Source organism: Neoroseomonas lacus (genome assembly GCF_014644535.1).
Classification (GTDB): Bacteria; Pseudomonadota; Alphaproteobacteria; order Acetobacterales; family Acetobacteraceae; genus Neoroseomonas; species Neoroseomonas lacus.
Genome location: NZ_BMKW01000001.1, coordinates 1 through 18,512 on the forward strand (window position 1 = coordinate 1; position 18,512 = coordinate 18,512).

At 66.6% G+C, this 18,512-nt stretch carries 16 protein-coding genes and 1 pseudogene; 9 read left to right on the forward strand and 8 right to left on the reverse strand.

The genetic code is table 11. The annotated features are described in order from the left end of the window. Nucleotides 1-82: 82 nt before the first annotated feature. Nucleotides 83-450, forward strand: a pseudogene (locus IEY36_RS00005) (transposase); the annotation flags it as partial. A 153-nt stretch (nt 451-603) separates the two neighbouring features. Here IEY36_RS00005 and asnB read toward each other — a convergent pair. The 4 genes from asnB to IEY36_RS31230 all read right to left on the reverse strand — a co-directional run bounded on the left by asnB (nt 604) and on the right by IEY36_RS31230 (nt 6,106). After that, nucleotides 604-2,763, reverse strand: coding sequence for an asparagine synthase (glutamine-hydrolyzing) (gene asnB, locus IEY36_RS00010; protein WP_229680959.1), 2,160 nt, complete (start codon nt 2,761-2,763; stop codon nt 604-606). Between the two features lie 102 nt (nt 2,764-2,865). Continuing rightward, on the reverse strand, nt 2,866-3,834 hold the full coding sequence (locus IEY36_RS00015) for an NAD-dependent epimerase/dehydratase family protein (protein WP_188964875.1): 969 nt from the start codon (nt 3,832-3,834) through the stop codon (nt 2,866-2,868). Further along, entirely contained in the window at nt 3,831-5,105 is a 1,275-nt protein-coding gene (locus IEY36_RS00020; RefSeq protein WP_188964876.1) for a glycosyltransferase, read from the reverse strand. The genes IEY36_RS00015 and IEY36_RS00020 overlap by 4 nt, the downstream gene beginning before the upstream one ends. After that, on the reverse strand, nt 5,102-6,106 hold the full coding sequence (locus IEY36_RS31230; RefSeq protein WP_188964877.1) for a sugar transferase: 1,005 nt from the start codon (nt 6,104-6,106) through the stop codon (nt 5,102-5,104). The genes IEY36_RS00020 and IEY36_RS31230 overlap by 4 nt, the downstream gene beginning before the upstream one ends. Nucleotides 6,107-6,569: 463 nt before the next feature. On the opposite strand from IEY36_RS31230, the gene IEY36_RS00030 reads away from it, so the two are divergent. The 8 genes from IEY36_RS00030 to IEY36_RS00065 are packed head-to-tail and all read left to right on the forward strand — an operon-like array spanning nt 6,570 to nt 15,453. Further along, nucleotides 6,570-7,199, forward strand: coding sequence for an XrtA/PEP-CTERM system exopolysaccharide export protein (locus tag IEY36_RS00030; RefSeq protein WP_229680962.1), 630 nt, complete (start codon nt 6,570-6,572; stop codon nt 7,197-7,199). Nucleotides 7,200-7,202: 3 nt separating this feature from the next. Next, the gene (locus tag IEY36_RS00035; protein ID WP_188964878.1) at nt 7,203-8,672 is read left to right on the forward strand and encodes an XrtA system polysaccharide chain length determinant; all 1,470 of its coding nucleotides are present in this window, start codon (nt 7,203-7,205) and stop codon (nt 8,670-8,672) included. Continuing rightward, complete coding sequence (locus IEY36_RS00040; protein ID WP_188964879.1) at nt 8,669-9,607, forward strand: P-loop NTPase family protein; 939 nt, start codon at nt 8,669-8,671, stop codon at nt 9,605-9,607. Before IEY36_RS00035 ends, IEY36_RS00040 begins: the two co-directional genes overlap by 4 nt. Further along, on the forward strand, nt 9,564-11,336 hold the full coding sequence (locus IEY36_RS00045; RefSeq protein WP_188964880.1) for a TIGR03016 family PEP-CTERM system-associated outer membrane protein: 1,773 nt from the start codon (nt 9,564-9,566) through the stop codon (nt 11,334-11,336). The genes IEY36_RS00040 and IEY36_RS00045 overlap by 44 nt, the downstream gene beginning before the upstream one ends. A gap of 8 nt (nt 11,337-11,344) precedes the next feature. Then, entirely contained in the window at nt 11,345-12,331 is a 987-nt protein-coding gene (locus IEY36_RS00050; RefSeq protein ID WP_188964881.1) for an ExeA family protein, read from the forward strand. Beyond that, on the forward strand, nt 12,328-13,200 hold the full coding sequence (locus tag IEY36_RS00055) for an XrtA system polysaccharide deacetylase (protein ID WP_188964882.1): 873 nt from the start codon (nt 12,328-12,330) through the stop codon (nt 13,198-13,200). Before IEY36_RS00050 ends, IEY36_RS00055 begins: the two co-directional genes overlap by 4 nt. Before the next feature lie 2 nt (nt 13,201-13,202). Then, on the forward strand, nt 13,203-14,249 hold the full coding sequence (locus tag IEY36_RS00060) for a FemAB family XrtA/PEP-CTERM system-associated protein (protein ID WP_188964883.1): 1,047 nt from the start codon (nt 13,203-13,205) through the stop codon (nt 14,247-14,249). Next, nucleotides 14,242-15,453: a TIGR03087 family PEP-CTERM/XrtA system glycosyltransferase gene (locus IEY36_RS00065; protein ID WP_229680964.1), complete on the forward strand. Its 1,212-nt coding sequence runs from the start codon at nt 14,242-14,244 to the stop codon at nt 15,451-15,453. The genes IEY36_RS00060 and IEY36_RS00065 overlap by 8 nt, the downstream gene beginning before the upstream one ends. Before the next feature lie 18 nt (nt 15,454-15,471). On the opposite strand, the gene greB is transcribed toward IEY36_RS00065, so the two are convergent. Genes greB through hfq form a run of 4 tightly spaced genes read right to left on the reverse strand, consistent with a single transcriptional unit; the run spans nt 15,472 to nt 18,467 of the window. Beyond that, nucleotides 15,472-16,026 carry a transcription elongation factor GreB gene (greB, locus tag IEY36_RS00070; RefSeq protein ID WP_188964884.1) on the reverse strand — a complete coding sequence of 185 codons (555 nt, stop codon included), beginning with the start codon at nt 16,024-16,026 and terminating at the stop codon, nt 15,472-15,474. After that, a complete protein-coding gene (locus IEY36_RS00075) occupies nt 16,023-16,850 on the reverse strand; it encodes an inositol monophosphatase family protein (protein ID WP_188964885.1) in 828 nt (275 codons plus the stop codon). The genes greB and IEY36_RS00075 overlap by 4 nt, the downstream gene beginning before the upstream one ends. Next, nucleotides 16,847-18,178 (reverse strand): GTPase HflX, encoded by a 1,332-nt coding sequence (gene hflX, locus IEY36_RS00080; protein ID WP_229680966.1) that lies wholly within the window; start codon nt 18,176-18,178, stop codon nt 16,847-16,849. Before hflX ends, IEY36_RS00075 begins: the two co-directional genes overlap by 4 nt. Further along, a complete protein-coding gene (gene hfq / locus IEY36_RS00085) occupies nt 18,150-18,467 on the reverse strand; it encodes an RNA chaperone Hfq (RefSeq protein WP_188964886.1) in 318 nt (105 codons plus the stop codon). The genes hflX and hfq overlap by 29 nt, the downstream gene beginning before the upstream one ends. Nucleotides 18,468-18,512: the final 45 nt, after the last annotated feature.

The following is an 18,512-nucleotide window of genomic DNA, read 5'->3' on the forward strand; positions in this document are numbered from 1 at the left end:
ACTGAATACCCGTCGCTGCATGGGGACGTTCGATAGGGTTGGAAAACCTTATCTCCGTGTCCACCAAACCGGCAGCAGGCCAGATGTGGAATTCTGCCTCGAGGTGCTGGAGGAGGCATTGGCGCGGTTCGCTCGGCCGGAGATCTTCAATACGGATCAGGGCAGCCAGTTCACCTCTCCGCGGTTCACCGGCGTGCTGCAGGCGGCTGGCGTGCGCATCTCGATGGATGGCCGCGGGCGGTGGATGGACAATGTGTTCATCGAGCGGCTGTGGCGCAGCCCGAAGCACGAATGCGTCTACCTGCACGCCTTCGAGAGCGGCTCGGAACTGCGGACCGGGCTGGTAAAGTGGATCGGCTACTACCATGCAGGGTGACCCCATAGCGGGATCGGCGGGCGAATCCCGACGAGGCGTATGGGGTGGACGACGTGATGCGATTGGCGGCCTGACAACAACCAGGACCGAGCTTAGCCAGGCCGGAAAACTGTCCAAAGGTTGGGGGCCAGCTCACCGGCTCATTCGCGCCCTATTCGATTGGTTGCCGTCCCGGCACCGTCGTGCGACGCCCTCGGCGCGATGAACTCGCGCAAATCAATGTCCCGTCAGGCAATGCGTTGCGCAACCGTGGGGGTAGTTTCTTGAGGCAACGTCGCTGCGCCGGCGAGGAAGCCCTCGACGACGAGCAGGTGCCACAGCGCCTGCGTATGGTTGAAGATTCCAGCTTCGTGCTGATCAACCAGCGCCGTGATGGCGCGAAGATCGAACAACCCACTGTCGGCCATCGCTTCGCCGGTGAGGCGCTGTCGGATGCGCTGACCATCGGCTCTGAACCGGCCGCTGAGGTCATCCGCGAAACCGCGCTTGGCGCGCTGCATTAACTCATCCGGCAATAGCGTCTGCGCCACCTCTCGCAAGACGCGCTTGCCGACGCCGCCGCGCAATTTCATCCGGGCGGGCAGTGCCAGTCCCCAACATACGAGATCAGGATCGAGCAATGGCGGCCGGACCTCGAGGGAAACCGCCATGCTGGTGCGATCCACCTTGGCGAGGATGTCGCCCGGCAAATAGGTATGAAGATCGGCGTATTGCGCCTGGAGCAGTGGTTCCTCCGGATCGCACTCGGCCATCAGCGTGGCGAAGCGCGAGGATGGATCGTAGCCGGATAGCCGAGCGCGGAGCGTCGGAGCCAGCAATCCGCGCCGCCGGTCCGCCGCGAGCTTGCAGACCGTGCCGTAATAGCCCATCGCGCTGTCGAGGCTGATCTCGGTAAGCGTCGTCTTGGCTCGCAGCCAGCGCGGCGCGCGGTCGAGCTTCGGGTAAGCGCGCGCCAGCGCGCCGAAGGCGCCACGCCGCAGCCCGGCCGGCAGCAGGCGCCGTGTCGCCTCGGCCAGCGCATGGAAGCGGTATCGGCGATAGCCGGCGAAAACCTCGTCGCCGCCATCGCCGGACAGCGCAACGGTCACATGGCGGCGCGCCAGGGTTGAAACGGCCAGGGTAGGCACTGCGGAATGGTCGCCGAAAGGCTCGCCGAAGATGCGTGGTATCTCGCGCGCCATGGCGAGATAATCCACCGCCGCACCATTCTCGGCGACGTGCCGCGTGTGGTATAGTGCTGCCACCAGCGCGGCATCCGCGCGTTCGTCCGCCGCCCCTGCGAAACCCATGGTGAAGGTTGCGAGAGGCTGCCCGGCCGCGCGGGCCGCGAGCCCCGTCACCACACCGGAATCGATACCGCCCGAGAGGAAGGCCCCGAGCGGTACATCGGCCATCATGCGCGCCTGTACGGCAGCGTCGAGGCGATCGCGCAACGTCTCCATGGCGTCCGCTCCGCCCTGCCCCACCTCCCGCGGCGGCGACCAGAAGCGCAAAGGCACCGCCGCCCCGGCGGGTTCTCCCACCTTGAGGAGCATCATGTGCGCCGGCGGCAGCCGCCGGATCGCGGCGTGGATTGTTGCCGGTTCGGGCACATAGCCAAGCGCCAGGAAGTCATCCAGGGCAACCGGATCGAGTCCACGCGGCAATGCCGGCAATGCGGTCAGGCCACCGATCTCGGAGGCGAAAGCAAGGCTGCCATCCGGCATCCAGGCGTAGTGCAGCGGCTTCTCGCCCAGCGGATCCCGCGCGAGAAACAACCGCCTCCCACAACGGTCCCATAGCGCGAACGCAAACATGCCCACGAGCCTGGCCGGCAAGTCGGGCCCCCAGGCGCGCCAACCATGCAGCAGCACCTCGGTGTCCGACCGGGTGCGGAAGACATGGCCCAGGGCAACGAGTTCCCGCCGCAGCGACTCATGGTTGTAGATCTCGCCATTGAACGTCACGACGATTGCGCCGTCATCGGTGGCCATAGGCTGTGCGCCGCCCGCGAGATCAACGATGGCGAGCCTTCGATGGCCGAATCCAACGTGTGGCTCGGCATGAAAGCCCTCCCCATCTGGGCCGCGATGCCGCTGCGCGTCCGTCATGGCGCGCAGGGCTGACGCCGCGGGCACGGCCGGATTAATGGGATGAAAGAGCCCTGCTACGCCGCACATGCATCCGCCTCCGTGCAGGAAATCGTTATTTTTCCGTTTAAGTCGTGAACGGCGAGCGCGGGACAACCTACACTTGCCGAAACTGCTTGCTCTTGACACCAACGCGCCGGTAGATATGCGGAAGGCAAACGGCACTTCATCCGTGCAATGCCGAACCGTAATTCCCGAAGGGAGCGTTGCGTGAACGTTGCAAAAAAGATCGGCGAGACCCACGACGTGGTCATGCATGGATCCGAAAGCGCGTTCGGGTCGCGAGTCGCGTGGCCGCGTGCGGCTCTGACCATCCTTGGCGTGTCGCTCGCACTCTGGGGTGTGGTAGTGGCCATTTTCTCAGTCGCGATCGGTTAGCGCCGGCGCAAGCAGCGGGCGCCCTGCCCGCATCCACGACATAACGTCGCGAAGCCCGTCGGCGAGTTCCCTGGGCGCCGTCAGTCCCAATGCAGTACGCGATGCCGTCGGGTCACCAAGCGAATGGCGCACCTCGCCGGCACGGGCGGGCAGATGCCTTATCGCCGTATTGCCCCCACAGGTATCGGCGAGGGTTCGGGCCAGTTCCAGGACCGTGGTCGCCCGTCCTGAGCAGACATTGAAAGCCCGCCCTTCCAAGTCAGCAGCCATCATCGCTGCACGAAGGGCGGCAACCACGTCCGATACCGGCACGAAGTCCCTGCTCTGCAATCCATCGCCGAAGATGGCGATCGGTTCCCCGCGCAACAGTCGGTCGGCGAAGATCGAGATCACGCCCGAATACGGCGAGGCTGGATCCTGCCGTGCGCCATAGACATTGAAGAAGCGCAGCCCAAGGGTCGGCAGGCCGTGGACAACGCCAGCCACGCGCGCATGAAGTTCACAGCCTAGCTTGTCAGCACCATAGGCCGAGAGCGGCCGCGTCGCGGCGGTCTCGCCCAATGGTAGGTCGGCATTGCTGCCATACACGGCGGCCGATGAGGCATAGACGACCGGTACGCGCCCCGCGGCGCACGCTGCGTCAAGCACGGCGACGAAGGCGGAGAGGTTAACCCTGTGCGCCTCGCGCCACTCCCGCGTCGCGCGTTCAACCGAGGCGATGGCCGCGAGGTGAAAGCAGCCCGAGACCCCCTCCATGGCGGCGGCAAGCAGCGAAGGATCGCCGACGTCGCCGACCATCAGCGTCGCGCCCGGGGCAAGATTCTCCCGCCGACCCGTGGAAAGATCATCCAACACCCGCACGTGCTGGCCCGCTGCGATCAGGGCGGCGCACAGATGCGAGCCGATGAAGCCACAACCGCCAGTCACGAGCCAAAGAGGCTGTGCGCTCATCTCAAACCGCCTCGGTTCGCCAGGACACCGGCAAAGAGGTCCAGTTGTCCCCGCGTCGTTTCGTCCCAGCTGAACCGCTCGGCATGGGCGCGGGTCGCCATGCGGGGCGGCCGCTCAGCCAGCAGACGCGTCACGGCCGCCGCGATGGCCTCCGGCGTGACCTCATCGAGCACGATACCGGCCTCCGGCGCGGAGATCGCTTCCCGGCTGCCCCAGGCCGGCCCCGCCACAACCGGTGTGCCGCAGGCCAGGGATTCGAGCATCACATTCGCCCAGCCCTCGCGCGTCGAGGCGAGCACCAGGGCATCCGCCGCCCCATAGAGCTCCGCCAACGCATGGTGCGGAAGGGAACCAAGCAACCTGACCCTGTCCGTGACACCGAGCCGCGCCGCGAGGGCCATGAGCGCGCCACGCTCCGGCCCCTCGCCGGCAATCAGCAACTGGATACCGGGCAGATGCCGAAGCGCGGCGATGACATGATGATGTCCTTTCCGTTCGATCAGGTGACCGACCGACAGCAGCGCCGGGCCCGTCAGACCGAATTTCGCGCGCAGGCCCGCCCGGTCCTTCGGCATCCGGAAGGCGGCAAGATCGACGCCATTGCGCAATACCGTCACCTTGCCGGGCGTCGCACCAAGTGGCGGCAATCCCTCAGCCAGGCCGGCACTGACCGCGATCACCGCCTCCGCGCCGTCCAATGCCCCTTTGATCAATCGGCGCGGCAGGACGAAGCGCGGCAGCAGGCTCGTGTCCGATCCGCGAGCGGTGATGACGACGGGCAGACCGACCTCGCGCCCCAGCCAGACCGCGGCGACGCCATCCGGATAGAGGTAATGCGCATCGATCGCATCGAAGCGCGCCCCTTCGTCGTGCAGTCGCTTGAACGCGTCGCGCGCAGCCCTCAGCAACGTCCAGGGACCTGTATACATGCCAATCTTCGGCGGTGCCGCGAAGCGTGGATGCAGCACGCGGATCCCGTGCCGAACTTCTTCCGACGGCACAGCGGCGTAGTTTGCCCACGCCCCGAAGCGGCGATTGCGCGACGGAAACCAAGGGATGGGCGCGATCACCGTGCTTGTGGCGCGCCCTGATGCCAGCAGGTGCCGCAACCGGTTCTCAACGAAGACACCGTGCGTCGGCTGCGCCGCGTTGGGGAACAGGGTGCTGAAGGTCAGCAGTCGGATAGGTAAATCGGAAGCGCGACGGCCACCTCCGGCCGCGGGCCGTGGCAGGCGGGCCGGTGCCTCGATCACGGCCGTCGTGGCCGTCATCGCGCGCCGACCTGACCCAGTACGACCCGCACGGTCGCGAGCATGATCCGCAAGTCCAGCCAGATGCTACGTTCTTGAATATACCACAGGTCGAACGCCAGCTTGTTCCGCGCATCCTCGATTGATGCACCGTACGGGTATCGCACCTGCGCCCAGCCGGTCAGCCCAGGCCGAACGGCGGCGCGGTCCGCGTAGTGTGGAATGGCAGCGGTGAGTTGCGTCACGAAGTTGGGGCGCTCGGGCCGCGGCCCCACGAAGCTCATGTCACCGCGCAGGATGTTGATGGTCTGCGGGATCTCGTCGATGCGGTAGTGCCGGATGAGACGCCCGACCCAGGTCACCCGACTGTCCTGCACGCTCGCCCACACCGCCGTCCCTGGCTTCTCAGCATCGACTGTCATGCTGCGGAATTTCAGGATGCTAAAGACGCGATTGTCGCGCCCCACCCTCTCCTGACAGTAGAAGATGGGCCCGCGTGAATCCAACTTGATTGCCAGCGCAACGAGAAGCAGCAGCGGCAACACCAGCACCAGCAAAGCCAAGCTTGCGACAATATCCAGGCCGCGATGCAGCGCATTTTCCCACGCGCCCTGTCGGACCGCCCGGGTGCTGCTGAGCCAGTCCTCCGGCAAATATTCAGGGACCAGGCGATCCTTCGGGGGCGGTTCCGATCCGAGGGTTTCGGGGGAAATGCCGCCGGTTCCGGGATAGGCGGGGGTTTGCCCTTCCATTGCCCACAGGATCGGCCGCCCCTCTCCCAGAGCCCGGCCGGCGGCTGCAGCAACATGGATAGGGGATGCGAGAGGGCCGGAGGCAAGCATCTGCGTTGCCACCAGCATCGCCCCACAGACAACGAAATAGGCTTCCTGGAGAGCGCACAGATAAAGGACGCTCAATGCACCAGCGATCGCCACGCACATCGTGATACCCGAAGCGGATCCGCCTGCACTGCGGAACCCGGCGGGGGCATGGCTAGAAAGTGTATGCTGCCGTCGGATCATTCTGCATTCCTCGACAAAAACGAACTCCTATCCGGGCGCACCGACGATGCGGGCCAGACGGATGCTTCGTCTCAAATTTTGCTCTGGCGTCACATTTTTGCCGTCACAAAATTAATACATTCGTCTCAGCGCGAAATTGGCACCATTTGGACGCCGTAATCAAGGTGAAAATATGCTATCACGGGTTCGTGTTTTTCAATTATATCCTTTGTTGTATCAACATTAGCGTTTACCCGTTTTACGAGCACAACCAGTCACGGCTTCCCGGCCTTCGGTGGCATGCAATTTATAAGAGCATCGTCGATGCAAAATATTCGACCGGGACATAATTTCTCGTCACATATTGCGTTGCACGATGCGCTTGCTTGCAGGTAGATTAAACAAATGGCGGTCGACTTTGCCCCTAAATGACGCGCTTGCACCACGAGACAATGTGCACCGGGACTGCGGGAGAATTGGGCCAATGAAACTGCGTGGCACCCTGCACTGCATGGCGATGTTGCTGATTCTGGCGGTTACCGCCTGCGCCGCGGCACCGACCCAGCTACCCGAGGCCGCGCCCCCCACCGGCAGCAGCGCTCCCGCCTACGTGATCGGACCGGGCGACACGCTCGACGTCTTTGTCTACCTTGCGCCGGAACTCAGCGCCTCGGCCCTGCCGGTGCGTCCCGACGGCCGCATTTCGCTGCCTCTCGTGCCGGACGTCGTGGCGGCGGGGCGGACGCCGAGCGAACTCGCCAGCGAGGTCGCGGGGCAGTTGCGGCGCTATGTGATTGAGCCGAATGTCACAATCCTGGTGCGCGGCTTTGTCGGCGCGCCGTCGCAGCAGATCCGCGTCATCGGAGAGGCGGCGCAGCCGCGCGCGATGCCCTATCGCGAAGGGATAACCGTGCTCGATGTCATCATCGAGGCTCGCGGCCTCACGCGCTATGCCGCGGGCAACCGGGCCGAGATCATTCGCCGCGATGCCCCCGGCGGTCCGGTGACCAAGGTCCCTGTCCGCCTCGACGACCTGCTTCGCGGCGGTGACATCAGCCAGGATGTCCGCATGCGGCCCGGCGACACTCTCGTCATTCCCCAGGGATGGTTCTGAGCCATGTTGGTTCTCGACCTCGTCCGTCGATACGGTGCGGCGGGCTGGCGGCATCGCTGGTTGGCCGTCGCCGTCATCTGGCTGGTCGCGCTGGTCGGCTGGACCGGGGTGCGCATGCTGCCGGACCGGTATCTGTCCACCGCGCGCATCTATGCGGATGCGGACGCCGTACTAGGCATGCTGCTGCGCGGCATCGCCATCGACACGTCTCCCGCCGGCCAGGTCGAAATCCTCCAGCGCACACTGCTTAGCAGGCCGAACCTCGAGCGCATCGTGGATCGGACGAAACTCGCCGATCGCGTTGCCGCCGGGGAGGATCGCGAGGCTCTGATCAAGACTCTCACCAGCAACCTTCGATTTGCGACGCAGGGGCGGAATCTCTTCACAGTAGAATACAATGACAAGGATCGGCAGGTCGCTCATGACGTTGTAGCGCAGGTGGTGACTCTGTTTTTCGAGCTCGCCAGCGGCTCCGATCGCCGGCAGATAGAAGGCGCGCGTGCCTTCCTCATCCAGCAGCTCACGGTCTACGAACAGCAGTTGCGGGAAGCCGAGCAGCGCCGCGCCGAGTTCACGACACGATACCAGGACCTGCTCGCGCTCAATGGCAGCTCGTCTCGCCTTGATGCTGTCCGCCAGCGCAAGCAGGTCCTGCGCGGCGAGCTTGCCGATGCGATCAGCCACCGGGATCTGCTGCGCGACCAGATCAGCGAGTCACCAGAGAGGGTGCCGGTCCCGGGCAACACCACCGCTGTTGTCGAAGCCGAGCAGCGCCTCCTCGTCCTGCGGCAACGCTATACCGAGCAGCACCCGGAAGTGGCGGCCGCGCGCGCGGCACTTTCCGCCGCGCGTTCCGTGAGTGGCCGCACCCCGGCATCCGCCCCGCGTGCCAACCCTGCGCGGGAGCAGTTGGTATTCCGATTCGTCGAGATCGAATCGCAGATCGCGTCGCTGGAACGCCAGATCCGCGACACCGAGGCGGAGAGCGCAAGGCTCGAGGAGATGGCGCGCACCGCGCCTGAAGTGCAGGCGCAATTCGCCAATCTTGACCGCGACTACAACGTCATCCGCCGCAACTATGAGGAATTGCTGTCCCGGCGCGAGGCGGTGAATATCGCCGAGGCAGCGCGAACCGGCTCCGATCGCGTCACGCTTGAAGTCGTCGACCCGCCAACCATGCCGATGCAACCGGCTGGTCCAAACCGCCTCATGCTTGCGGCGGGCGTGCTGTTGCTGGCGCTCGGCGCTGGCGGCGCGGTGATCTTCATTCGCGTCCAGCTGGACAAGTCCTTCTATGCGCTACGGGAACTGCACCAGATCGGGCTACCCGTGCTCGGCGCCTTCACGACAGCGACCCCACGGCTGCGCACCGGTGATTTGATGTTGCTTCTCCTTTGCCTGCTGCCGCTACCATTCGCATTCGTCGTCGCCGCCGTGGGTCCGCTTAATATCGTCGCGAGGTTCGCCGCATGAACATCACGTCGCCCCGCCGCCCGCATCTCGCCGAGCGCGTCGTCGATGCAGCGCGCACGGCTGCCGCCGCCGCGCGGCAGGCGCAGCGGCCCCAATTCACGACGGTACCACTCGACCCTTATGACTCAGACGGCGCTGGGCAACTGCTCGACGCATCGGCACCCACCCGCGTACCACTCGCCACGCTGCCTCTTCGGGAGGAAGCGCCTCCGATCGGGCGCGACACGCTTGAGCGAGCTGGCCTTGTTGGCCAGGCGCAGACGCGTCGCATGCCGCGCGAGGAGATCGCACTGGTTCGGGAGCAGGTGTTGCGCACCGTGGAGGCAACCGCGCCGGCCCCCGGTCGCGACGGGCGGATCGTGCTGGTGACGAGTGCGCGTGCCGGCGAGGGCAAATCCTTCGCCGCCCTGAATATCGCCGCCAGCATGGCGGAAGGCGCCGGCCGCCAGGTCATCCTTATTGATACCGAAGGTGGTGCCGGCTCGCTGACCGCGCTGTTGGACCTGGAGGAAGCACCAGGCCTTGAGGCGCTTCAGGCTATGGCAGGCGCAGACCCGGCCGCGCTGACGTTGCCAACGGCCGTGCATGGCCTCTCCGTCCTGCCGCGCGGGCGGTCCGGGCCGGCGCAGGCCGACGCGATCGCGGCCGGGCTGCTTCGCCTCGCCACGCGTTTGCCGCAGCACGTATTCGTCCTGGACACCCCTGCCTGTCTGGAGGCCAGCACGGCCGGGCTGCTTGCCGCGGTGGCGGGCCAGGTCGTGATGGTGGTGCGTGCGGAGCGGACGCAGCGCGCCGAGGTGGAGGCCGCGCTCGATATCGTCGATGCCTGCCCGAACCTCCAGCTTCTGCTCAATCTCCTGACGCTCAAGGTCAGCAGCAGTTTCGGGGGACGTGACCAACACACAGAATACGCGGCGGCTCGTGGGCAAGGCTGACGCAGCGTGGGCGATGGGGATCGCAGCCGCGGCGCTGTTCGCCTCCCCGGCGACTGGGCAATCGGCCGGCGGCGGTGGAACGGTCTCGACACCCGCGGCGCCGGCGACCGCTACAGCGCCTGCTGCATCGCCAGAGACAGGCAGCGCGCCGAGCGCCACGACGCCTACGCTCGTTTCCCCGGCGCTTGGCACGCTCGCTGACGTCGATCCAGGGCTGACGCGGCGGACCGCCGACCCCATCAGAATTGGCACCTATGCCGGCTCGGGAAGCGGGCTCGGCCTGTTTGATTTCGGACAGGTACCGCTCAGCCTCACTGACCGGCCCTATGCGATCCGCCCCGCCATCGGCGTCGAGGTCCTTGGCACCAACAACCTGTTCCAAACCCGCCAGGACGCGCGCAGCGACATCGTCACCACCATCGCGCCGAGCATTGCCGCCGCTGTGAGCACGTCGCGCCTGCTGGGTTCGCTGACCTACACGCCGGCGCTGCGCTTGTACGGGACCTATTCGAGCCAGAACGCCGTGGACCAGATCGGCGGCGGACAGTTGCTCGTCGCCGTCGTCCCGGACCTGTTCTATGTGGACATCCGCGGTTCGGCGAGCGTCCAGCCGCAGAGTGGCGGGGTCATTCCCGGCAGCGCGCAGTTGGTCGAAGGGCTGAACACAACCCAGACCTTCAACGCGCAGATCACGCCCTTCCTGATCCACCGCTTCGGCACCGCGGCTACCGCCCAGCTCGGCTACTCCTACCAGTATTCCCAGCAGGACTGGGCGTCTGGACGTAACCAAGGGACAAACCTGTCGGCGCAGTCCTACACGGCGAATCGCGGCTTCGCGATCCTGCGCAGCGGCGAGGATTTCGGCCGGCTCGCGCTGCAGGGCCGCATTGACGGCACAAGTTTCATCGGCGGAGGCGTCTATGACGGGGCCCACCGCTTCGTCACCTCCGTGGAAGGCCGCTATGCGATCCTGCCAAGCGTCGCGGTGCTGGCTGAGATCGGCTACGAGAACATCGAATACGGCGGCACCAACGCCGCGACTATCGAAGGGGCAACCTGGTCGATCGGGACAAGGCTGACGCCTGGTCCTGATTCGATCATCGTCGTCCGCTATGGACGGCATGACGGCTTCAATTCTGTCATGCTCAATGCTGGCGTCGCGCTCGGCGCGCGGACAAACGTCTACGCCACCTACAGCGAGAAACTCTCCACCGGCCTGAGCGAGTCGCAGGACCTGCTGGAGACCATCACCTTCGACGCGCTCGGCAACCCGGTCGACAGCCGAAGCGGCGCGCCTGTGATCCTCGTCAATCCGTTTCTCGCAGTGTCGTCCGCGCTGTACCGCACGCGGCTTGGCACGGCCACACTGCAGTATCGTTGGCCACGTGACAGCTTCACCTTGTCGGCGACCTGGCAGGACAGTGAGCCGGTGTCCTCGGCGTTCGGCGACCCGGCCTCACCGCAATCCGGTATCTATGGAACCTTCGGCTGGGCACATGAGTTCAGCCCCCGCACGACCGGCATCACGACGCTGCAATATGGCCGGCTGTCGCAGGACCAGATCTCCTCGACGAACCAGGATATCTATGCCGTAAGCCTGACCCTGCTGCACCGGCTGACCGACAACCTCACGGCCAGCGCGCAGCTCGGCTGGACCCGCAACACCGCGGAAGGGCCAGTGGGCTATACTCAGACCGTCCTGCGCGCCGCCCTCCGCAGGACCTTCTAGGCGCCGCCATGGACATCGATATCTACGGCTTCCGCGAGCCTCCATTCCAGATGACGCCCGACCCGCGTCTGTTCTTCCCGAGCACTGTCCACAGCCGCGCTTATGCCCACCTGCTCTACGGGTTGTCGCAGCGCGAAGGCTTTGTCGTCGTCACCGGGGAGGTCGGTGCCGGCAAAACGACCCTGATCGAACGGCTCTGCGCCGAGATCGCCCCGAAAGGGCATGCCGTCGCCCGCGTGATGACGACACAGGTCAACGCCGATGACTTGCTCCGCCTAGTGGCCATGTCATTCGGCGCATCGCCGGAGGGCAGCAAGGCCGAGGTGCTGCAAGCGGTCGTCGCCGCCCTGCGGCACGGCATCGTCGAGAAGGGTCTGCGCCATGTGCTGATCGTGGATGAGGCGCAGGCGCTGCCGGTCGCCGCGCTCGAGGAGTTGCGTATGCTCTCCAACGTCACGCAGGGCGAACAGGCGCTGGTGCAGGTCGTGCTGATGGGCCAGCCGCAACTCAGGCACACCCTGGCGCGACCCGATCTCGACCAGCTGCGACAGCGCATCCTCGCCGCCTACCATCTCGCCGGCCTGACGCGGGAGGAGACGCATCTGTACGTCCGCCACCGCATGACCTCGGTGGGCTGGACCGGCCATCCGGCATGGGATGTTGAGGCGCTCAATCTCGTGCATCAGTTCAGCGCCGGCATTCCGCGCCGAATCAACCGGCTCTGCGCCCGCATATTGCTCGGCGGTTCGCTCGAACATGCCGCGGTGCTGGGCACGGAACTGGTCGAAGCGACCGCCGAGGAGCTCGAACAGGATCTCGGCGTGATCTGCGCCACGGAAGAGCGATCGCCACCCGAAGATAATACAATCACCGCTCTTCGCGGCCTGACCGAACGGGTCGGCGCGCTGGAACAGGCAGTCGAGCGGCGGGAGCGCATGTTGCGCCGTCTGCAGGATCTCGTGGAACAGGTGACGGAGGCTCGAAGGCGCTCATGACCGGCACACCCATCCGCAACGCCATGTCGGTCGACGTCGAGGACTGGTTCCAGGTCCAGGCCTTCGCCAGCGTCATTCCCCGCGAGAATTGGGAGAGTTGCGAACGCCGCGTGGAGGCCAACACCCACCGTGTGCTTGACCTCTTCGCCGCGGCCCAGATGCGGGGCACGTTCTTCACCCTTGGCTGGGTCGCTGAACGGCACCCCGCCCTGATCCGGCGCATCGTCAAGGAAGGTCATGAGCTGGCCAGCCATGGCCATGGGCACCAGCAGGTTCATGTCATTGGCGAGGCTGCGTTCCGCGCCGACATCCGACGCGCGCGTGCGATCCTCGAGCAGGCCGGCGGCGTGCGCGTCGTCGGCTACCGCGCTCCCACCTTCTCGATCAGCGCCCGGCACACGCCATGGGCGCATCCCATCCTCGCCGAGGAAGGCTACCTCTACTCATCCTCGGTCTTTCCGGTGCGCCACGATCTGTATGGCGACCCATCCGCGCCGCGGCGGCCCTATCTGCCGCATCCTGATGGCGTCACGGAGATACCGATGACGACCGTCCGCGCCTTCGGCCGTAGCCTTCCCTGCGCCGGGGGTGGCTGGTTTCGGCTTCTACCCTATGGTTTGACGCGAGCCGGTCTCGGCCGCGTCAACGGTACCGAAGGTCAACCCGGCGTATTCTATTTTCACCCCTGGGAAATTGACCCCGACCAGCCACGCGCTGAAGGCGCCGGGCGGCTGTCACGCTTCCGCCACTACACCGGGCTGCGCGGGATGGAAGCGCGGCTGGTCCGCCTGCTCGCGGAATTCCGCTGGGGCCGCATGGATGAGGTATTCGGCGCTGTCATTGCAGCCCCCCTGCCCGCGGCGGCCTGATCGTGACGGTTCGGATCCGCCCGCTGGACGCCGCAACTGCACCAGCCTGGGACGCCTTCGTGCGCCGCGTCCCCGAGGGCAGCTTCTTCCATCTGTCGGCCTGGGCGCGGGTGATTGCGGAGAGCTTCGGCCACGCCACCCACTACGCCTTCGCGGAGCAGGATGGCGCCGTGGTCGGCGTGTTGCCGCTCGTGCGCATGAAGACCATGCTGTTCGGGGATCTGCTCGCTTCCACGCCATACTGCGTCTATGGCGGCGCGATCGCCGCCTCGGTCGAAGCGGCCGAGGCACTCGAAGCGCACGCCATCAACCTGCAGGCGAAGCTGCGCGTGCCCTGCCTCGAATACCGCAGGCTCGGCGTGGCCGATCCAGGCTGGGTCGAGCGGCCGGCCCTCTACTACACCTTTCGCAAGCCGATCGTCGCGATCACGGGGGATGAGGGCAAGGACATGGCCGCCAACATCCCGCGCAAGCAGCGCGCGGAGGTGCGCAAGGCGGCGAAGCACGGCCTTGTCACCCGAACCGACCGGGATGTCGACGCGCTGTTCGCCGTCTATGCGGAAAGCGTGCGCAATCTTGGCAGCCCGGTTTTCCCGAAGCGGTATTTCCGCTCTCTGCTTGATGCCTTCCCCGAGGAATCCGACGTCACGACTGTGATGCACGAAGGCCGACCGGTCTCGTCGGTTCTGTCGTTCCATTTCAAGCAGGAGGTCCTGCCCTATTACGGTGGCGGTACACGGCAGGCGCGCGGCCTCGCGGCCGCCGATGTGATGTATTGGGAGGTGATGCGCCGGGCGGGGCAGGATCGCGGCGCGACCAGCTTCGATTTCGGCCGTAGCAAATCCGGCACCGGCGCCTTCTCTTTCAAGAAGAATTGGGGCTTCGAGCCGGAGCAGCTTCATTACTGCTACCGCCTCGCGCCCGGTGCGGCAGTGCCGGACAATAACCCCAACAACCCGAAATACCGCTACTTCATCGCCGGCTGGAAGCGCCTGCCGTTGCCGGTTGCGAACGCGATCGGCCCGTATCTGGTGCGCGGTCTTGGCTGAGCCTGTGCCGGCCAAGCGGTTGTTGTTCCTCGCCCACCGGATCCCCTATCCGCCCGACAAGGGGGAGAAGATCCGGTCATGGCATATGCTTGAACACCTTTCGCGCCATTGGCGCGTGGACCTTGGTTGCCTGGTCGACGATCCGGCGGATATCGCGCATCTGCCCGTGCTGGAGAGGGTCTGCGAGCGTGTTCACGCAGCACGGGTCACGCGAAGCGGCCGTATGGCGCGAACGCTGCTGGGCCTGCGGCCGGGCCGGCCGCTGAGCCTGTCGTGGTTCCACGAACCCGGCCTGGCGCGTTGGGTACGACGAGGCCTCGCGGAGCAACGATACGACGCCGTGCTCGCCTATTCCTCCGCCATGGCGGCCTATCTGCCCGCCCGCGCCGGGGGACCGTTCCGCGTGCTCGACATGGTGGATGTCGATTCGGAGAAGTGGCGCGCTTATGGCGCCACTAAGGGGCCGAAGGGCCTGCTCTGGGCCCGGGAGGCCCGCACGCTGCTCGCCTTCGAACGCCGCGCCGCCGCAGCCTTCGACCGCACGCTGTTCGTCTCCCCCCAGGAGGCGGCAACCTTCGCCAAGCTGGCTCCCGAGGTCGCCGACCGCATCGACTGGGTCGAGAATGGCGTCGACCTCACGCGCTTCGATCCCGCCTTGTCCTGGCCGGATCCCTTCGAGGCGGGAAACCCGGCCATCGTATTCACCGGCACCATGGACTACCGCCCGAATGTTGAAGCCGTGACCTTCTTCGCGCGGGAGGTCATGCCGCTTCTCGCTTCGCTCACGCCGGCGCCGCATTTCCACATCGTCGGTGCCAATCCGGCCCCTGCGGTTCGCGCGCTGGCGGACCTTCCGGGCGTCCGCGTCGTTGGTACCGTGCCGGATGTCCGGCCCTTCCTCGCCCACGCCGCGGTCGCGGTCGCGCCGCTTCGCATTGCCCGCGGCATCCAGAACAAGGTGCTGGAGGCGTTGGCGATGGGCCGTCCGGTGGTCGCTTCGCCCGAAGCGCATGAGGGCGTGCACGCACTGGCGGGCCAGGATCTGCTGGTCGCCGACGGGGCGGAAGCGATGGCGGCGGCGGTGGCAAAGGTGCTGGCAGGCGAAGCGCCGGGCCTCGGCCCGGCAGGCCGGGCGGCAGTCATCGCCGGGCATGACTGGGAAGGAAAGCTGAGCCGCCTGGACCGCATCCTACTGGACGCATGAGAGACGCCTACGCGCCGATCAGGGATCGCCGGCCGGTCCCTGAGCATCGGGATAGGAGATGCCAATGATCTCCACCTGCTCGACGCCTCCCGGTGTACGGACGGTCCGAAGGTCGCCCAACTGCGCGCCCAACAATGCACGCGCGACGGGCGCCACCCACGACACATCGCCGCGGTCGGCATCGGCCTCGTCCACGCCGACGATGCGGATGGTCACCTCGGCGTCGTCCGACATCCGGGCATAGGTCACGGTCGCCCCGAAGAACACCCGGTCGCGCCTGGCCTGCGCCGCCGGATCCACCACCTGCACGCGGTCGAGCCGCTTGCGCAGGAAGCGCACCCGGCCGTCGATCTGGCGCAGACGCCGCTTGCCGTACTGGTAGTCCGCATTCTCCGACCGGTCGCCGAGAGCGGCCGCCCAGGAGACGACCTCGACCACCTTGGGCCGCTCATCCTCCCAAAGGGTACGTATCTCCTCGCGCAGCGCGGCGGCGCCGGCGGGGGTCATGTAGAAGGGCGTGCCGGGGGGCAGGCCGGGCGGGCCATCCTCCCCTTCGTCATCATCCTCGCTCACGGGTCGAGCAGCGCGTGACGGACCGCCTCCCAGCTGTCGCGGTTCGGCGCGCAGATCAACCCGCCGTCACGATGGACGGGCCGGTACTCGCTGCCATCGAAGCGCGCCGAATACCCGCCCGCCTCGCGATGCAGCAGCCAGCCCGGCAGGTGATCCCACGGCATCAACCGGTTGTAGAACAGCGCGTGGCCATGCCCTCCCGCCGCCCAGCGATATTCATGCGCGGCGCAGCGATAGGCGACCACCCCGGCGAAGCGCGGCAGGCGCGCGGCGACCTGGCCCTTCAGCGGCTGCGGCAGATAGGCCCAGGAGATCGCGCCGACCATCTGCTCGATCGGCACCGGCGCGGCGACGCGCAGATCCGCCACGGCACGGCCTTCCGGGTCGGCGATCCAGGCCCCTTCCCCGCGCAGCGCGATGGCGGTGTCGTCGCCGAGCGGATCATGTATCCAGCCGCCGACCACCTCGCCCTTCACCACCGCCGCCGCCATGCAGGCGAACAACGGCAGGCCGGCGGCGAAATTGGCCGTGCCATCCACCGGATCGACCACGAAGGCGAGGTCGGCATCGGCCAGCCGGTCCATCACCGACGGATCGGCCTCCGCCGCCTCCTCCCCCACCACCACACAACCGGGAAACAGGCGCCGCAGGCCTGCTTCGATCAGGCGCTCGGCGCCCTCGTCGGCATCGGTGACGAGGTCGAGCGGGCCGGATTTGGTCCGCACCGCCCCCAGCGCCAAGCGGCGGAAGCGCGGCAGGATCTCGGCGCGCGCCGCCTGCCGCAACAGGGTCGCAACGTCAACGGCGCGGCTCGCGCTGATCATGTCTCACGGCCTTCAAAACGCGCACGGTCGGCCGGTGAGAGGCGCACCGTCAGACGCACGCCCTCATCACCGTCATCGCGGGCGAGCACCTCGCCATGCTGGTACAGCCAGGCGAGCGCCGCCCCGTCACTGCCGGGAACCGTCAATTCGATCGTCTCCATGCCGGCGGACAGTCGCGCATCGATGGCGCTGCGCAGTTCCTCCAGCCCCTCCCCCGTCAGGGCGGAGACCGGGATGGCCCCGGGTGCGCGCCGCGCCACGGCCTCGACCCCGCCCAACAGGTCGGCCTTGTTCAACACCTCGATGATGCGGTCCTGCCAGCCTGGTTCGAGGCTGGCATGCGGGCCCTCGGACATCTCCTCCATCACGCCAAGCACATCGGCGCGTTGCGCGGCGCTGTCCGGATGCGCGATGTCGCGCACATGCAGGATGATGTCGGCCGCGGCCACCTCTTCGAGCGTCGCGCGGAAGGCTTCCACCAGCTGGGTCGGCAGGTCGGAGATGAACCCCACCGTATCCGACAGGATCGCGGTGCGCCCGGATGGCAGCCGAACCGCTCGCATGGTGGGGTCGAGCGTTGCGAACAGCTGGTCCTGCGCATAGACGCCGGCGCCGGTCAGTTCGTTGAACAAGGTGGATTTGCCGGCATTCGTGTAGCCGACCAGCGCGACCACCGGATACGGCACGCGTTCGCGCGCGCGGCGATGCAGGCCGCGGGTGCGTCGTACCTGGTCGAGCTCCTTGCGCAGCCGGACCATGCGGTCGCCGATCAATCGGCGATCGATCTCGATTTGCGACTCGCCGGGCCCACCGAGGAAGCCGAAGCCGCCGCGCTGCCGTTCGAGGTGGGTCCAGGATCGCACCAGCCGCGTGCGCTGATAGTCCAGATGGGCGAGTTCGACCTGCAGCGCGCCTTCCTTGGTGCGCGCGCGCTCGCCGAAAATCTCCAGGATCAGGCCGGTACGGTCGATGACCTTGCAGTCCCAGGTGCGTTCGAGGTTGCGCTGCTGCACCGGGCTCAGCGCGGCATCGACGACGACGAGACCGACTTCCTGTTCCTTCAGCGCCCGGCCGACCATCTCGACCTGGCCCTCGCCCATCAGCGTGGCGGGGCGGCGTTCGCGCAGCGGGTGGACGGCGGAATGGACGACGGTGACGCCAATCGAGGCGGTGAGGCCGACGGCCTCCGCCAGACGCGCCTCCGCCGCGCGATGGCCGCCCGCGTCGCCAATGGCGACGCGGTTCGGCTTCTCGAATGGCAGGATGACGGCCGCGCGGGTGGGCTGGCCGCCGGGTTCGTCACTCGGTGCCGGCAGGGGGCACCTCACGAGCCAGGGTCATGCGCGTCTCCGAGGCGGGTGCCGCGGCCTGCGCCCCGGCCTGCGCCGTCGCGTCGAACAACATGATCGGCGCACCTGGCATCACGGTGCTGATCGCGTGCTTGTAGACGAGCTGGGTATGACCATCCCGGCGCAGCAGCACCGAAAAATTGTCGAACCAAGTGATGATCCCCTGCAGCTTGACGCCGTTCACCAGGAAGATCGTCACGGGGGTTTTGGATTTGCGAACATGATTCAGGAACACGTCCTGCACGTTCTGGGACTTCTCGGCGGCCATGGGACCGGTCCTTCTTTTTGCTGGTCACCGACCAGACAGCGGTCC

Coding starts and splice junctions, on each gene's coding strand:
- IEY36_RS00020 (WP_188964876.1), bottom strand. CDS start 5,105: ATGACGGCCACGACGGCCGTGATCGAGGCACCGGCCCGCCTGCCACGG.
- IEY36_RS00055 (WP_188964882.1), top strand. CDS start 12,328: ATGACCGGCACACCCATCCGCAACGCCATGTCGGTCGACGTCGAGGAC.
- IEY36_RS00075 (WP_188964885.1), bottom strand. CDS start 16,850: ATGATCAGCGCGAGCCGCGCCGTTGACGTTGCGACCCTGTTGCGGCAG.
- hfq (WP_188964886.1), bottom strand. CDS start 18,467: ATGGCCGCCGAGAAGTCCCAGAACGTGCAGGACGTGTTCCTGAATCAT.
- IEY36_RS00050 (WP_188964881.1), top strand. CDS start 11,345: ATGGACATCGATATCTACGGCTTCCGCGAGCCTCCATTCCAGATGACG.
- asnB (WP_229680959.1), bottom strand. CDS start 2,763: ATGCATGACCACGTCGTGGGTCTCGCCGATCTTTTTTGCAACGTTCAC.
- IEY36_RS31230 (WP_188964877.1), bottom strand. CDS start 6,106: ATGATCCGACGGCAGCATACACTTTCTAGCCATGCCCCCGCCGGGTTC.
- IEY36_RS00035 (WP_188964878.1), top strand. CDS start 7,203: ATGTTGGTTCTCGACCTCGTCCGTCGATACGGTGCGGCGGGCTGGCGG.
- IEY36_RS00030 (WP_229680962.1), top strand. CDS start 6,570: ATGAAACTGCGTGGCACCCTGCACTGCATGGCGATGTTGCTGATTCTG.
- IEY36_RS00015 (WP_188964875.1), bottom strand. CDS start 3,834: ATGAGCGCACAGCCTCTTTGGCTCGTGACTGGCGGTTGTGGCTTCATC.
- IEY36_RS00040 (WP_188964879.1), top strand. CDS start 8,669: ATGAACATCACGTCGCCCCGCCGCCCGCATCTCGCCGAGCGCGTCGTC.